General features: G+C 60.8%; 16 protein-coding genes. 6 read left to right on the top strand and 10 right to left on the bottom strand.

From position 1 onward, the window contains the following. Window positions 1–38: 38 nt before the first annotated feature. The 7 genes from BM131_RS13725 to BM131_RS13700 form a co-directional block, all read right to left on the bottom strand. Entirely contained in the window at window positions 39–821 is a 783-nt protein-coding gene (locus BM131_RS13725; RefSeq protein WP_090190385.1) for a 3-hydroxybutyrate dehydrogenase, read from the bottom strand. A 54-nt stretch (window positions 822–875) separates the two neighbouring features. Beyond that, a complete protein-coding gene (locus BM131_RS13720; RefSeq protein WP_090190382.1) occupies window positions 876–1,742 on the bottom strand; it encodes an NAD(P)-dependent oxidoreductase in 867 nt (288 codons plus the stop codon). Between the two features lie 63 nt (window positions 1,743–1,805). Next, window positions 1,806–2,315 carry an alkylphosphonate utilization protein gene (locus BM131_RS13715; protein WP_090190380.1) on the bottom strand — a complete coding sequence of 170 codons (510 nt, stop codon included), beginning with the start codon at window positions 2,313–2,315 and terminating at the stop codon, window positions 1,806–1,808. Then, on the bottom strand, window positions 2,312–2,971 hold the full coding sequence (locus BM131_RS19990) for an MAE_28990/MAE_18760 family HEPN-like nuclease (RefSeq protein ID WP_139222631.1): 660 nt from the start codon (window positions 2,969–2,971) through the stop codon (window positions 2,312–2,314). The genes BM131_RS13715 and BM131_RS19990 overlap by 4 nt, the downstream gene beginning before the upstream one ends. Before the next feature lies 1 nt (window position 2,972). Continuing rightward, a complete protein-coding gene (locus BM131_RS13710) occupies window positions 2,973–4,091 on the bottom strand; it encodes a DUF262 domain-containing protein (protein WP_090190379.1) in 1,119 nt (372 codons plus the stop codon). 2 nt (window positions 4,092–4,093) lie between these two features. Next, window positions 4,094–5,893: a translation elongation factor 4 gene (gene lepA, locus BM131_RS13705; RefSeq protein WP_090190378.1), complete on the bottom strand. Its 1,800-nt coding sequence runs from the start codon at window positions 5,891–5,893 to the stop codon at window positions 4,094–4,096. 181 nt (window positions 5,894–6,074) lie between these two features. Beyond that, the gene (locus BM131_RS13700; RefSeq protein ID WP_175499342.1) at window positions 6,075–7,670 is read right to left on the bottom strand and encodes a DUF4034 domain-containing protein; all 1,596 of its coding nucleotides are present in this window, start codon (window positions 7,668–7,670) and stop codon (window positions 6,075–6,077) included. 171 nt (window positions 7,671–7,841) lie between these two features. Here BM131_RS13700 and BM131_RS13695 point away from each other — a divergent pair, with 171 nt between their 5' ends. From BM131_RS13695 to BM131_RS13670, 6 genes are all read left to right on the top strand, one after another. Further along, window positions 7,842–8,144 carry an arginine transporter gene (locus BM131_RS13695; RefSeq protein WP_090190376.1) on the top strand — a complete coding sequence of 101 codons (303 nt, stop codon included), beginning with the start codon at window positions 7,842–7,844 and terminating at the stop codon, window positions 8,142–8,144. A gap of 141 nt (window positions 8,145–8,285) precedes the next feature. Further along, window positions 8,286–9,269, top strand: coding sequence for a methylmalonyl Co-A mutase-associated GTPase MeaB (meaB, locus tag BM131_RS13690; RefSeq protein WP_090190375.1), 984 nt, complete (start codon window positions 8,286–8,288; stop codon window positions 9,267–9,269). Then, window positions 9,266–10,102: a hypothetical protein gene (locus BM131_RS13685; RefSeq protein WP_090190374.1), complete on the top strand. Its 837-nt coding sequence runs from the start codon at window positions 9,266–9,268 to the stop codon at window positions 10,100–10,102. Before meaB ends, BM131_RS13685 begins: the two co-directional genes overlap by 4 nt. 128 nt (window positions 10,103–10,230) lie before the next feature. Next, entirely contained in the window at window positions 10,231–10,527 is a 297-nt protein-coding gene (rpmB, locus tag BM131_RS13680; protein WP_090190373.1) for a 50S ribosomal protein L28, read from the top strand. Window positions 10,528–10,682: 155 nt separating this feature from the next. Then, the gene (gene hrpB, locus BM131_RS13675) at window positions 10,683–13,091 is read left to right on the top strand and encodes an ATP-dependent helicase HrpB (RefSeq protein WP_090190372.1); all 2,409 of its coding nucleotides are present in this window, start codon (window positions 10,683–10,685) and stop codon (window positions 13,089–13,091) included. A 117-nt stretch (window positions 13,092–13,208) separates the two neighbouring features. After that, the gene (locus tag BM131_RS13670; protein WP_090190371.1) at window positions 13,209–13,652 is read left to right on the top strand and encodes an NUDIX hydrolase; all 444 of its coding nucleotides are present in this window, start codon (window positions 13,209–13,211) and stop codon (window positions 13,650–13,652) included. A gap of 18 nt (window positions 13,653–13,670) precedes the next feature. Here the strand turns inward: BM131_RS13670 and BM131_RS13665 are convergent, their stop codons facing one another. The 3 genes from BM131_RS13665 to argF all read right to left on the bottom strand — a co-directional run bounded on the left by BM131_RS13665 (window position 13,671) and on the right by argF (window position 15,718). After that, the gene (locus BM131_RS13665; RefSeq protein WP_090190370.1) at window positions 13,671–14,228 is read right to left on the bottom strand and encodes an isochorismatase family protein; all 558 of its coding nucleotides are present in this window, start codon (window positions 14,226–14,228) and stop codon (window positions 13,671–13,673) included. A gap of 4 nt (window positions 14,229–14,232) precedes the next feature. Beyond that, complete coding sequence (locus BM131_RS13660) at window positions 14,233–14,733, bottom strand: DUF1993 domain-containing protein (RefSeq protein ID WP_090190369.1); 501 nt, start codon at window positions 14,731–14,733, stop codon at window positions 14,233–14,235. A gap of 82 nt (window positions 14,734–14,815) precedes the next feature. Next, the gene (argF, locus tag BM131_RS13655; RefSeq protein WP_090190368.1) at window positions 14,816–15,718 is read right to left on the bottom strand and encodes an ornithine carbamoyltransferase; all 903 of its coding nucleotides are present in this window, start codon (window positions 15,716–15,718) and stop codon (window positions 14,816–14,818) included. Window positions 15,719–15,753: the final 35 nt, after the last annotated feature.

Here is a 15,753-nt window from a genome sequence, read left to right as displayed (position 1 = left end):
CCCCCGAGGTATTTAAGACCAGAAGAAGGGGACGCCCCCTAGTTCATGAACCAGCCGTGGCTGGCGACGATAGACTGGCCGGTCAAAGCATTTGTCGGGAACGCGGCGAAGAGCCAGGCGAGGTTTGCGATGTCTTCGATCGTGGTGAATTCGGTGTCCACGGTCTTGCCCAGCATCACTTTGCTGACGACCTCTTCTTCGGAAATGCCTAGGTCGCGGGCCTGTTCGGGGATCTGCTTTTCCACCAGCGGGGTTTTCACAAAGCCGGGGCAAATGACGTGGCTGCGTACGCCTTTGGGGCCGCCCTCTTTAGCCAAAGTGCGCGACAGACCCATCAGGCCATGTTTCGCGGTGACGTAAGCGGATTTCAGGGGCGATGCCTCTTTCGAGTGGACCGAGCCCATGTAGATCACGGTGCCGCTGCCTTGGGCGTACATATGCGGCAGGCAGGCCTTGGTCGTCAGGAAGGCCCCGTCGAGGTGGATGGCGAGCATCTTTTTCCACTCGGCAAAGGGGAAATCCTCGATCCGGTGGACGATCTGGATGCCAGCGTTGCTGACCAGCACGTCGACGCTGCCCAGGTCATCCACGGTTTTTTGCACGCCTGCGTTTACCGCGTCCTCGTCTGTGACGTCCATCTCAACCGCGATGGCGCGGCCGGGGCCCATGGCGGTCAGCTCGTCCGCGACGGCTTGTGCGGCGTCCAGTTTCAAGTCGGCGATGGCGACGTTGGCCCCGTCAGAGATGTATTTCATAGCGATCGCCTTGCCGATGCCGCTAGCGGCGCCGGTGACGATGCAGTTCTTGCCGGTCATATTCATGGTGATGTCCTTTCGCGCCCGCAGGGGCGTTGTTGTGAAACCAGCTGGCCCAATTTAGCCCATCGCCTGCAGACGTTTCAGCAGGCTAGAGGTATCCCAGCGGCCGCCGCCCAGTTTTTGCACATCTTTGTAAAACTGATCGACCAGTGCGGTGACGGGCAGGCTTGCGCCGTTTGCGTCAGCGGCGGCAAGGCAAATCCCAAGGTCTTTGCGCATCCAGTCGACGGCGAAACCGTGGTCCCATTTGTCGCCCAGCATAGTCTGATAGCGGTTCGCCATTTGCCACGATCCGGCGGCACCTTGGCTGATCACCTCGACCACGGCTTCGCCATCTAGGCCCGCCTTTTGGGCAAAGTGCAGCGCCTCTGACAGGCCTTGGACAAGGCCGGCGATGGCGATCTGGTTGCACATTTTGGTCATCTGGCCTGCGCCGCTGTCACCGATGCGGCGGCATAGCTTGGCATAGACCTGCATGACGGGTTCGGCGCTGGCGTAAGCGTCTTGGTCGCCGCCGCACATGATCGACAGCTGGCCGTTTTCCGCGCCCGCCTGCCCGCCGCTGACGGGGGCATCGACAAAGTGCAGGCCTGCGGCTTTGGCGGCCGCGTAAAGTTCGGCCGTGACCTGCGCGCTGACGGTGGTGTGGTCGACGAAGATCGCGCCGGGCTTCATGCCCGCGAATGCGCCGCCCTGCCCCGTCGTCACGCTGCGCAGGTCGTCGTCGTTGCCGACGCAGGCCAGCACGATATCCGCGCCGTTTGCCGCGGCCTCTGGCGTGTCCGCCATTGCGCCGCCGTGCTGATCGACCCAGGCCTGCGCCTTGGCGGCCGTGCGGTTATAGACCGTGACGTCGTGGGTTTTGGCCAGATGTCCGGCCATCGGATAGCCCATCACGCCCAGTCCAAGGAATGCCAGTTTCATGTCGTCTCTCCCGTTGATGCTTTGGCGGCAGAATGACGGGTTTGGCGCGGATGTGAAGCGGTGTCAGGACTTCTTGACGAATTCAGTGAGGATCACGATGCGCTGGCCTTCAACCCGGCCTTCGATATGGGCGGGATTGTCCGCGACAAGGGATATCCGCCGCACCGCCGTGCCGCGCTTGGCGGTAAAGCCCGCGCCCTTGACGGTCAGGTCCTTGATCAGCGTGACCGTGTCGCCGGTGTTTAGCGTGACGCCGTTCGCGTCCTTGTGCTGGCTGTCTGCGGCGACGTTTTCGGCCCAAGCGCGGGTGTCGTCGTCAAGGTACAGCTGCCCCAGCAGATCATCCGCCCAAGGCGCGTCGATCTTTTGCAGCGTGCGAAAGGCGAGGACCTGCACGGCAGGGTCTTCGGACCACATGGTGGTGGCAAGGCTGCGGAAGTGATCCGGGTTCGTCGGGCTATCATGCTGGTCGATACAAATCCCGCAGAGGTCCACGGACGCGTCCGCCGGGCCGCCGGGGACAGGTGTGGGGACGAGCGGGGTATTGGGGGTCGCGCAGAGGGGGCAGGTCATACTTCTAATCCAGCATTATGTGCTTCCGAAACAGAGGACTCATATGAAAGCAATCTGTCCTCAAAAACAGTTTTAAGCAGCAATAGCAAATTCTCAGTTTTTGAGGTGTGATCCAAGAAATCAACTTCATCAAGCTCAGGAACATCACCGTGTGCCACTTGATGTCGCCATTTAACCAACTCGTGCTTAATAAAGTTCTCATGTCGCAGCAAATCTGACAAGTCTAGGTCCAGAGTCGCCGCACATAACTTTAATCTTTCAAAATCAAGATTGGACGCAGCAGAAAGAAGTTTTAAATTTCCAAGAAGTTTTCTAGTTTCAACTTTCGAGTAAACATCTCGAGCAAACTTAGGTCGATGCTGAACTTTAAAGTCTTTTGATCGCAAGGAATCAAGAAAAGGATCGATTTCGCAGGCCAGAAGTGCTGGATTTATGTCTAATATTCGAACCCCAAGTGAGTTAATATATCTTACGTAAACCCTTGTGCAAAAATTATAATAACCTTCCCAATGGGCATAACACAAGACTATCAAACCATGAGACGCCGCCACTTTTAGTGAGTTACTGGCATCTATAAACAATAGCCTAGCATTTGACAGCTCCCGAACGCGGCGCACTCGCTCAGTCGCCAGTTCCGTTTCAAAATCAAAAGACATATTACCCTTTTGAGAACCAAGAGGCACCTAACGGAATAGTTCGAGACAAACGGTCAGTAGCGCGCATACCTGAACTAGTAATTGTCGAGCTATCACTTGACGTCCAAAACTCATCAACACGCTTCTTTACATAAGCAACAGGATCTGGCCGTTCGGCGATACTAGCATAATTTCGTGCAACTCCAACCAAGACTACCTCTAAGCCCTGCATTGTTAAAACCCGCCTCGATGCGCTTGGTGATATTAAAGCGTTCTCCCCACAAGCATCCATTACAAGTTGAGCAGCAGCGGCTGCATCGCCTGCTATTGCATGTACGCTAAAATCATCAAGCGCCTGAAGGATGGCCCGGTCAAGGAATTCATTTAAATCCTCACGACCAGTCAAATCGTAATAGGTATGGCAGATTAGTCTTGTTGCGTACTCTACGTCCTTCTGCTTCTTTATATCATCATCTGAGAGCTGGCAAATAGCAAGAAATGCTGAACTAGCTGCTAGTTCGACAATTTTCTCAGCATGATCAGGGGACTTCATCACAACAGTACAAGTTCTAACCTCTTGATCATTTGCAACTGAACCGCCCCTATTCAACCTTTGAAAAAGGTCGAATTTTGTAGCAGGATCGCTAGGCTGCTTCAACACCTCTACATTTATACGACAACGCTTTAGAAACAATTGAAGAGTAGGGTCCATTTCATTTTGAGAATCAATATCTAAATTCTCCACATCGGCACTCTTCTTCCAGACCAATCCTTCTAGCCCGTCCAAATACTTCGTGCCTACCAGAGCTGATGGAGGCTGCATTCCACCAGTTACCGCGTCCTTTAATACGCCCAAAAACTTAAAAATTGTAGAAGACCGCTGCAATCCGTCTACCAACTCCCATATTCCATTCGGATTTTCAAAAACGAATATCGAAGGAAGCGGCACACCTATCAGTAGTGATTCTATCAAATTAGATTGTTGCTTCACGCCCCAACGAAACGTCCGCTGAAACGCTGGGTGGATATTTATCTCACCTGCCTCATACATCCCGACAAATTCATTAAGCGAAAAGGAAAGAGAATCTGTATTGACTGATCTTTTGGCCAATGCAACTTGATCTACAAGCGATTTTGTCATGATTAGCTATCCATCTTCAACGCCGAAATAAACGCTTCCTGCGGAATGTTCACGCTACCGAATTGGCGCATCTTCTTCTTACCCGCCTTCTGCTTGTCCAGCAGCTTGCGTTTGCGCGTGGCGTCGCCGCCGTAGCATTTGGCCGTCACGTCTTTGCGCAGGGCGGACAGGGTTTCGCGGGCGATGACTTTGCCGCCGATGGCCGCTTGGATCGGGATTTTGAACATGTGGCGGGGGATCAGCTCTTTTAGCTTTTCGACCATGGCGCGGCCGCGCATTTCGGCCCGGTCGCGGTGAACCATCATCGACAGCGCGTCGACGGGTTCATCGTTCACCAGCAGCGACATCTTGACCAAGTTATCCTCTTGGTAACCGGTCAGGTTGTAGTCAAAGGACGCATAGCCCTTGGTCACGGATTTCAGGCGGTCGTAGAAGTCGAACACCACCTCGTTCAGGGGCAGATCATAGACGACCATCGCGCGGCTGCCCGCATAGGTCAGGTCTAGCTGCACGCCGCGGCGGTCTTGGCACAGCTTCAGCACGTCGCCAAGGTATTCGTCGGGCACAAGGATCGTCGCCTTGATCCGCGGTTCTTCGATATGGTCGACAAAGGTCAGGTCGGGCATGTCGGCGGGGTTGTGCAGGTCCTGCTGCGTCCCGTCCTTCATAAAGATGTGGTAAACCACCGATGGCGCGGTGGTGATCAGGTCGATGTTGTATTCCCGCTCGATCCGGTCGCGGATGACTTCAAGGTGCAGCAGGCCAAGGAAACCGCAGCGGAAACCAAAGCCAAGCGCGGCGGAGGTTTCCATCTCGAAGCTGAAAGAGGCGTCGTTCAGCGCCAGTTTGTCGATGGCGTTGCGCAGATCCTCGAATTCGGACGAATCGACGGGGAACAGGCCACAGAACACGACGGGCTGGGCAGGCTTGAAGCCCGGCAGCGCCTGCGTCGCGCCTTTGCGTTCGCTGGTGATCGTGTCGCCGACGCGGGTGTCGCGGACCTCTTTGATCTGGGCGGTAAAGAAGCCGATTTCGCCGGGGCCAAGCTGGTCCATCGGCAGCATGCCGGGTTTGAACACGCCAAGGCGGTCAATCAGGTGGACGGTGTCGTTGGACATGAACCGCACGCGGTCCTTGAGTTTCAGCACACCGTCGATGATGCGCACCAGCACGACGACGCCCAGATAGCTGTCGTACCAAGAATCGACCAGCATCGCCTTGAGCGGCGCATCGCGGTCGCCCTTGGGCGCCGGCAGGCGGTGAACGACGGCCTCTAGCGTTTCCTTGATGCCGACGCCGGTTTTGGCGCTGACGCGGATCGCTTGGGATGCGTCGATGCCGATGACGTCTTCGATCTGGGCGGCGACGCGGTCACATTCGGACGCTGGCAGGTCGATCTTGTTCAGGACCGGCACGATTTCGTGGTCAGCGTCCAGCGCGTGATACACGTTGGCCAGCGTCTGCGCCTCGACCCCTTGGGTGCTGTCGACGACCAAAAGCGAGCCTTCGACCGCGCGCATGGAGCGGGAGACCTCGTAGGCAAAGTCGACGTGACCGGGGGTGTCGATCAGGTTCAGGACATACATCTCGCCGTTGTCGGCCTTGTAGTCGATCCGCACGGTCTGCGCTTTGATGGTGATACCGCGCTCACGCTCGATATCCATAGAGTCCAGCATCTGTGCCTTCATGTCCCGGTCGGCGACGGTGCCGGTGGACTGGATCAGGCGGTCAGCCAGCGTGGATTTCCCGTGGTCAATGTGTGCCACGATCGAGAAATTGCGGATGTGCGAAAGATCGGTCATGGCGCGGCCCCAAAAGGTCTGAAATTAGCCCCTGTCAATGGCGGGTCAGCCGCGATTTTGCAAGGGCTGTCGGGCACGATGACACGGGCGCGGACATTTGGCCGCGAATAGGGTGGCCGCCCTCTGCCAGCGGGCAAATATCCCGGTGGGCCGCGCCGCTTTTCAAGGGCGCGCGGTGCGTCTAGGGGGCCAGCGCGAAACCGTTCGGGTCCACAGCTTCGCCCCGGTTGGCAATGCCGGACAGGATGTCGCCCGCCGGGATTGTCACGGGTGCGTACAGCAAATCCTGAACCGCGGCCGTGCGTTCGTGCTGGCACAGGTTGTTTGATGTGACAGCCGCCTTAATCGCAGCCATGGGATAGGCCTCTGACATATCCTCGCAGGTGCCATAAAGGGCGTTGGCGCACACTGCTTCGAAGACGCGCGACAGCCGGATGACGGGGCAAAGCTGCGCCGCATCGCGGGTGATGGCGGGGGCGGCATCGCCGGTCGCACCCGATAGCCAATCCTCCGTTTGCAGCGCACGCAGTGTCATGATCATGACCTGTTGCAGAATGCCAGCATCGTGCTGGCTGTAGTAGATCGCATTTTCGAAATAGGGGACGAACGGCGCGTCGTCATCGCTGTCCACGAACATATACTGTCCGGTTTCAAACCAGACCGCGGCGTCAAACGGATGCGCCAGGGTCAGCCGTTTGCGCAAGATGCGCCGGGTGCCGTCCGTTAACACAGGATGACCCGCCTTGCCGGGACGGGTGGACCAGGCCTGATTGAGCAAAAAGTCGATAACGCCGGCGTTAAAGGGATCGTGCCGCAACCCATCGCGCCTTCGCGACAAGGCCAGCCAGTCGATTGTCCGTAGTGCGTTGTCGATATTTGGCGTCACGTCAAAGGACTGTGCAAACTGGCTCGCTGTCCACCAATCGTCATTCCCGCGCCGCAGCAAATAGGCCTCCAGCACGGCGCGGTCCGCAGGGCTTCGCCGTTCAAGCGCCAGTTGCCGCCGCAGGCCGCCAAGATTGACGTGACCCGTTGTCTCGGCCAACTTCCGGGCCGCCTCAATTTCCGGCCCTGTGCGGGCATTCCAACCGACGATCCGGGCGATACAAACGTCGGTGGTAAACCCCGGCTCTGTTGGAATCAGGTCAGCAAAGGCGTCGCAGTAGCGTTTGATCTCTGGCAGGCCCGCCCCACCCCACTTCTCCTCTGCGCTGCTCAGCGCACGTTGCAGCGTGCCCAAATTGGGCGCGAACTGCATCACATCAGCCGTCAAGGCAAACTTCGCAGCGTCATCCAGAGGGTGCGTCACATTTTGCAACGACAGCAAAGTGTCCGCTGCGGGAACATAGTCAGGCGCGATGTCATACGCTTGCAGCGCCATCTGCGTCGCCGCCTCGCCCAGATCGTGAAAAGCCTGCAGCGCGTCAGGGTGGGTCCGATTGCTAAATTCATGGCCGCGCGCCCTAAATGCCGCATCAAAATAGCCGTTTGCCCGCAAGGTCAGCGCATAGGGCGACGCAGGATAGGCTGTCAGCCACTGCGATTGAAAAGCGATCAAATCAGGATGGGTAGTGTTCAGAACGCTGACCAAGCTGCGCAGGTCATCCAGTGGCAGCACACCTGCGCTGTGATCCTTGTGCGCCTGTGCAAACGCGGCTTCGACCGCATCGACATCGCCTGCATAAGCATCGCGGCGCACCTGCTCGGCTGCCGGGTCCGCCTGCGCACCGCCCGCGACAAGACACAGCGCCAGAATGAACTTTGAAATCCGCAACATGTCCCACCTATGCCTTTTACGACTGAGTGAGCGGCGAATGCGGTATTTTCTTGGCGGCGTCATGGTCATTGCGAATTGCAATGCAGGCGTTTTTCCGCCAATATGGCGATACGGCAGTAAGGACGATGACACTGGGCAAACCGGGCGCGTCAGATAAGACAGGCACATTTCATGCGTATTATTTTTCTGGGCCTCGCCCTCGTGACACTTAACTCTTGCGGCGCTGGCGTGCGCGGCGAGATGGGCAAAGCTTGCATGGCCTCTGGCCGGTCTGCGGCGAATTCGGCCTTGTGTTCGTGCGTCCAAAAGACAGCAAACGGCACCCTGACCAACCGCGACCAGAAACTGGCTTCGACCTTTTTCGAAGACCCGCAAAAGGCGCAGGATATCCGCCAGTCGGACTCCAGCACGCACGAAGCCTTCTGGACCCGTTACCGCAAATTTACCGGCCAGGCCGAGCGTAGCTGCCGCTAACGCCCCCCTTCTTCTGGTCAAAAATACCTCGGAGGTGTGGAGGCAGAGCCTCCACCTTGACCCTGCAAGGGGCAAGCTGTCTGACCCTGGCCAGCCAAGACATATGCTGGACACAGACCGCAGGCCCGATATGTAGGGTGCATGCGGTTCGATATTCCCCTTCTGACTGAGCAAATCCGCGCCGGCGACCGGCGCGCCCTCGCCCGTGCGATCACTTTGGTCGAAAGCGGTCGGGACGATCATCGTAGCCTTGCCTTGGATCTGCTGGACCAGCTTGGCACGGACAGGCAGGCGCTGCGGATTGGTCTGTCGGGCACGCCGGGTGTTGGCAAATCGACGTTCATCGAAACCTTTGGCCTGATGCTGACGGCGCGGGGCTTGCGGGTTGCGGTGTTGGCGGTGGACCCCTCCTCTGCCCGCTCTGGCGGGTCAATCTTGGGTGACAAAACCCGGATGGAGCATCTGAGCCGCGATCCTGCGGCCTTTATCCGCCCGTCCCCCAGCCAGACGCAGCTTGGCGGCGTGGCCCGCCGGACCCGCGATGCCGTACGCCTGTGCGAGGCGGCTGGCTTTGACGTGGTGCTGATCGAAACCGTGGGCGTCGGGCAGTCGGAGACGGTCGTCGCCCAGATGGCGGATCTGTTCGTGCTGCTGCTTGCGCCTGCTGGCGGGGACGAGCTGCAGGGCGTCAAGCGCGGGATCATGGAAATGGCCGACATGATCCTTGTGAACAAAGCAGATGGAGAGCTAAAACCGCAAGCCATGCGCACCTGCGCCGATTACGCGGGCGCGCTGCGCCTGCTGCGCAAGCGGCCACAAGATATGGAAGGCTATCCGCTGGCTATGACCGTGTCGGCGCTGGACAGCACGGGGTTGCAGACCGCGTGGGACCGGATGGAAACGCTGGCGCACTGGCGGCAAGAGACAGGCATCTTTGCCAGCACCCGCGCCGATCAGGCCCGCCACTGGTTTACCGAAGACTTGCGGGCTGAAGTCATGGCGCTACTGACCCGTGACCCTGACCTGCGCGCGCGCATGACGACGCTAGAAGACGCCGTCGCCCGCGGCGAGATGACCCCCGCCGTCGCCGCCCGCGCGGCCCTTGCCCCCTTGCGCGGCGCATGACGGAGCCCGCTAAAATCACGCGCCTGCTGGACGGCGAGCATCTGCGCGCTGATCTGGTCCAGCGCGGCGCGGACCGATTGATGGTGACCTTTGATTATCGGCGGCTGGACCGGGATGGATTCGGTCCCGTGGTGCCGTCAGAGCAGTTTGCCAAGGCGGGATTTGACCAGCTGATGATCGCCACGCGCGACAATGACTGGTTTATAAATGCGGATACGGCGGCGCTCGAATCTGTCTGCCGCGATCTGCGCAAGAATTATACAGCTGCGCAGGCGATCGGCTATTCCATGGGCGGGTTTGGCGCGTTCCGCTTTTCACAGGTGCTGGGCCTGTCGCATGTCGTCGCCGTCTCGCCTCAGGTGTCGATCGCGCCGCAGTTGGTTCCGTTCGAGACCCGCTACCGCCGCGAGGCCCGCCGCTTTGATCCGGCGCTTGGCGATTTGACGGCCATCTTTGACGGCAGCTTGCGCGGCCACATCCTGCTTGATCCGTTCAACCTTGCTGATCTGACCCATGCGCGCATGCTGCAGGTGTTATTTCCCCGCGTGGCGCTGGTGCGCCTGCCTGGCGGCGGCCATCCCTGCACCCGAATCCTGCGCGGCGTGCAGCGGGCCGGCCTAATCCAGGCGCTGGCACTTGACCCCGCGCGCGGGGCGGGCCAAGTGCTATCCACGCACCGCAGCGCCCGCGCCAGCAACCCTGCCTATTGGCGCGGATTGCAGCACGCCAGCGCAGCCCGGCACCCGGTTTGGTCCAGCATTGCACGGCAAAGTGCCGCGAATATGGTGGATGCCGCACAGGACGGGGTTGACGAGGACAGGGATTCTGCGTAGGCGCTGCTAACTGAATTCACGGCCCCCAGTGCGGGGGTGTTTCAACCAATCGGACGGTCCATCAGGACCTGTCCCCTAAGACGGCCCGGACCATAATGGTCCCCGCCAAGCCACGAAGGATGATGCCCATGTCGCGCCGCTGCGATCTGACCGGAAAAGGCCCGATGTCGGGCAACAACGTGTCCCACGCCAAAAACCACACCCGCCGCCGGTTCCTGCCGAACCTGCAGGACGTCACACTGATGTCCGACCTGCTGGGTCGCTCGTTCAAGTTCCGCATCTCGAATGCGGCGCTGCGGACTGTCGATCACCGCGGTGGTCTGGACGCCTTCATGAAAAAAGCCAAGGACGCTGAACTGTCGCCCGACGCGCTGAAGGTCAAAAAAGATATCGCCAAGGCGACTGCTGCTGCCGCTACTGCGTAAGCACCTGCTTTGAAGAGTTGACGAAAGGCCCGGTCGCGCAAGCGCCGGGCCTTTTGCATTGCTGGATGATTTGGGCCTGCGGCGGGGTGTTTGTCATGCCTGCGGCATGAGGCCTCCGGCGGGAGTTTACCGGGCCAGATGAAAAGGGATGCCTGATGACGGACATGCTGCCGATTGACGACGTGCTAGGGGATGTCGTGTCCGCGTTGCGCGGTCATGGCCGTGTCGTGCTGCAGGCGCCGCCGGGGGCGGGCAAGACCAGCCGAGTACCGCTGGCGCTGCTAGAGGCGGGCTTTGCCGGGCAGATCATCATGCTAGAGCCGCGCCGTTTGGCGGTGCGGGCCGCGGCAGAGCGGCTTGCGCAGCAACTGGGCGAAGACGTCGGCGGCCGCGTGGGATACCGCATGCGCGGCGAATCGAGCGTTGGGCCAGACTGCCGTATTCTTGTGGTGACCGAGGGTATCTTGACCCGGATGGTGCAAACGGACCCAGAGCTGCGCGGTGTTGGCACTGTCATCTTTGACGAATTTCACGAACGGTCCTTGCATGCTGATCTGGGGCTTGCCCTTGTTTGGGAAGCACGCGGCGCGTTGCGCCCCGATCTGGCCTTGGTGGTCATGTCGGCAACGCTGGACGCTGCACCCGTTGCGGCAATGCTGGACGGCGCCCCCATCGTGACGTCCGAAGGCCGCGCCTTTCCGGTCGAGGTCCAATATCTGGACCGTGCCTTGCCGCCGCGTGCGCGCCTGGCCGAGGCGGTGGCAGATCATCTGATGCAGATCGTGCCGCAGACCTCTGGCGGTGTTCTCGTGTTTTTGCCCGGAGAGGGTGAAATCCGCGCGGTCGAAGGGGCCTTGAAGGGTCGTTTGCCTGATGGCTGCGCGGTCAGGCCGCTATACGGTGCGCTGCCCTTTGCCGCGCAGCGCGCTGCGATTGCGCCCGTGCAACAAGGGCGCAAGATCGTGCTGTCGACGGCGATCGCCGAAACGGCACTGACGATCCAAGACGTGCGGGTTGTTGTGGATGCGGGCCGGGCGCGGCGGGCGCGATTTGATCCGGGCAGCGGCATGGCGCGGCTTGTGACGGAACGGGTCAGCCGCGCCGAGGCCGACCAACGCGCCGGCCGCGCGGGCCGCGTCGCCCCCGGCACGGCCTATCGCATGTGGACCAAGGGCGAGGACGGGGCCCTGCCCGCCTTTGCACCGCCAGAGATCGTGAGAGCTGACCTGACCGCGCTCGCGCTGGAATTGGCGCTGTGGGGCAGCGATGATCTGGCGTTCTTGACGCCCCCGCCAGAGGTGGCGCTGGCCGAGGCCCGCGCCTTGCTCTGCGATCTTGGTGCCTTGGACGCGCGGGGTGGCATCACCACGCATGGACGCAAGCTGGCGTTGCTGCCTGTGCATCCCCGGCTGGGGCATATGCTCGCGCGGGCTGGCGCGCAGGCGGCCCCCTTAGCAGCGCTACTAGAGGCGCGTGATCCATTGCGCGGAGCGGGCAGTGATTTGGCGCTGCGGGTGGCGGCGATGCGCGGCGATGCAACGGCGGCCACAGTGCATGCCCCTGCCCTTGCGCAGATCCGGGCAGAGGCAAAGCGGCTGGCCAAAGGGTTGCCGCAGGGGCCCGCGCTGAGCCTTGGTCAGATGGCTGCGCTGGCCTATCCCGACCGCGTTGCGCTGCGCCGGGCGGGGGATGATCCGCGCTATTTGCTGTCGGGCGGCAAGGGGGCGATGCTGGATGCGGCTGATCCGCTGGCCGGGCAGCGCATGTTGGTCGTGACCGATACGGACGGCAACCCGCGCGAGGCCAAGATCAGGCAGGCCGCTGTGATCGGGCTGGCGGACCTGCGGGCCGTGCACGCGGATGCCATTGCATGGCATGACGTGTGCCGCTGGGATCGGCGCGACGCACGCGTTGTGACGGAACGGCAGGAACGCTTTGGCGCGCTGGTGCTGGACGCCCGGCGCTGGACTGATGCGCCGCAAGATGCCGTGGCGTTGGCGATGCTGGACGGCGTGCGCCAGCTTGGTCTGCGTCCGGGCAAGGCTGCGCAGCTGTTTCTGGCCCGCGTCGCCCTGGTGCCCGGCCTGCCGGATATGCGCGAAGAGGCGTTGTTGGACACGGTGCAGGACTGGCTGCCGCCACATCTGGGGGGCGTGCGCTCTGCCGCGGATTGGGGGCGGTTTGATCTGCTGGACGCGCTGCGCGGCGTGCTGGACTGGGACCAGATGCAGCGGCTGGACCGGGCGGCACCGGGGCATTTCACGACACCTTTGGGGCGGCGAATCGCGATTGATTACAGCGGGGATGCGCCGCAAATTACGCTGCGCATTCAGGAAATGTTCGGGCAAACCGCGCATCCAATGGTCGGCGACACCCCGCTGCGCGTCGTGCTGTTGTCGCCCGGGCAAAAGCCCGTGCAGGTCACGCAGGACATTCCCGGTTTTTGGGCCAGCAGCTATGCTGACGTGCGCCGCGACATGCGCGGGCGATATCCGCGCCACCCTTGGCCAGAGGATCCGACACAAGCTGATCCTACTTTGCGGGCAAAACCGCGCGGAACATGACAAAAATCACGCAATTGCAAGCGCAGTGACCCTGAAAATGCAGGATGTGTTGCGATTCCGCTGCATTGACCTATGTTATTCATAGATAAAAAACGATTTTCGTATTGAGTACCGAGTATGTCCATAACTGAAAAATTTGAAGACCACGTCATCGTCACGCCAGAACCACGGGTTCAAGTTGCCGCCCTTTGCCACCGCAAAGGGGCAAAAGGCCGCGAGGTATTGCTTGTCACCAGCTCTCGGGGGCGTTGGATTTTGCCCAAAGGTTGGCCGATTGACGGGCTAAGCGACGGCGATGCCGCGCTGCAAGAAGCATGGGAAGAGGCTGGCGTACGCGAGGGACGCGTGACGCCTAAGCCGATTGCCAAATTTGACGGCGTAAAGCGCTTTGACAGCGGCGAAGAAATCCCTGCCCGCGTCCGCGTTTACGGCGTGAAGGTGCGCCAGCTGGTGCGCAAGTTCCCCGAATACAAGCGGCGCGAGCGGCGTTGGGTCAGCTTGGCCAAGGCAGCAAAGCTGCTGACGGAAAAGGGTTATGTGAAGGCGCTGCGCGCCATCTGATCGCGCTGCGCGCGTGCCTTACGCCGCTGGCCAGACCACCGTATCAGCGGTGACAAGGCGCGCAAAATCCGCGCCGAGCGCGGCAAGCGTGACCGACAGCACAATGTCAGGGTCGTGCACAGCGCCGTCCGGGCCCGTGGCGGCAAAGCCGAACACCGCGTCTGTCACCAGATCAACAGCAAATCCCAGATCGGACGCCGCGCGCACGGTTGATGACACGCAATAGTCAATCGCGGCCCCTGCCACGATCAGCCGCGTGATGCCTATGTCCTGCAAAGCGGTGGATAACCCGGTACCGCTGAAACCTGATGATCCGGTTTTGAAAAACACCGGCTCGCCCGGCAAGGGCGCGGCGCAGGGCAGCGGCTGACCGCCCGGCTGGTCTGCGCGAAAAGCGGAGGCTGGATTAGGGTCGTCGTGATGGACATGCATGACCGCCACGCCCCGCGCGCGGGCCTGCGACACAAGGCGGGCGATCGCAGCCTCTGCCCCCGGATTGGACCGGGGCACACCGGCTGCGGTGCGCATGGCAAAGGCGTGTTGCAGGTCGATCAACAGCAGGGCCGTGGCGGTCATTGGGCTACGCCTCTGGCGCGGCCATGTAGTCGCGTTTGCCCAAGACCACACCGCTGTGGCGCAGGATCGCGTAGGCCATGCTCATGTGAAAATAGAACTGGGGCAGCGCGAAATGGGCGTAGTAGTCCTGGCCAGAGAGCGTCATCTCTGACGGGCCAGCCTTAAAGGTGATGGACCGGGTGGCGGCGTCTTTGAAGCCGTCCGGGGTCGCATTGGCCAGTTCGGCCTGCACGGTCGCGATGCGCGCTTTGAGCTGCGCAAAAGTGGTTTCCGTGTCGGGATGGTTTGGCACGGTGGCCCCGGTCAGGCGGGCGTTCATGCGGGTCGCAAAGTCGCAGGTCAGTTGCACTTGGCGCGACAGGGGCAGCATGTCGGGAAACAGCCGCGCGGCCAGCAGGACATCGGGTGCGATCTTGTGATCGGTGCAATGCGCCTCTGCCTTGGTCAGGATCCGCGCGAGGGCGGTGAGGCTGCGTTGCAGCGCAGGAATAACGATAGAATACATGGTGCTGTCCGATCCTGCAGTGCGGCCGGATCAGTCCGCGCCGCGCGCCACATTGGGCGCGGCGCGAACCGAAACGCAACGGTTATTTCAAGCAATACCGCATGACGGCCTTTTGGGCGTGCAGGCGGTTCTCTGCCTCGTCGAAAATGACGGAATGTGGGCCGTCCATCACAGCGCTGGTGACTTCGTCATCCCGGTGCGCCGGCAAGCAATGCATGAACAAGGCGTCCTTGTTTGCCTGCCCCATCAGCGTTTCCGTGACCTGATAACCGCGCAGCTGATTGTGACGCCGTTCACGCGCGGATTGGGGATCGTGCATGCTGACCCAAGTATCGGTGACCACAAGGTCCGCGCCTTGCACGGCCTTTTGCGGGTCACGTTCGATCGTATAGAGCCCATCGAGGGCGCGTTCGGGATCAAGCGGCGGCGGGCCGGAAAATACGAGGTCAAAGTCGAACTGCTTGGCCGCGTGGGCGAAGCTGGCAAAGACGTTGTTGCCATCGCCGGACCAGACGACTTTGCGTCCTTTGATCGGGCCGCGATGTTCCTCGAATGTCATGATATCGGCCATGATCTGGCAAGGGTGGGTGCGGTTGGTAAGCCCGTTGATGACTGGCACGGTGGCGTGTTCGGCCATCTCGTGCAGGGTTGCTTCCTCGAACGTGCGGATCATGATCATGTCGACATAGCGCGACAGCACGCGGGCCGTGTCGGCGATGGTCTCCCCATGGCCCAGCTGCATGTCAGCCCCCGACAGCACCATCGTCTGCCCGCCCATCTGACGCACACCGACGTCAAAGCTGACGCGGGTCCGGGTCGAGGGCTTCTCAAAAATCAACGCGACCATGTGGTTTGCCAAAGGCTGCTCTGTATCAGGGGTGCCTTTGGGCAGGCCGGCGCGGGCGTCTTTCATGCGGCGCGCATCGTCGATGATGGCGCGCAGATCGGCAGTGGGTGTGGTGTGGATGTCGAGGAAATGGGTCATAGTTTGGGCTTTCTTGCGGGCGTTGGACCGGTGGG

The sequence above is a fragment of the Loktanella salsilacus genome, assembly GCF_900114485.1.
GTDB lineage: Bacteria > Pseudomonadota > Alphaproteobacteria > Rhodobacterales > Rhodobacteraceae > Loktanella > Loktanella salsilacus.
This window is presented reverse-complemented; position numbering and strand designations above follow the sequence as displayed.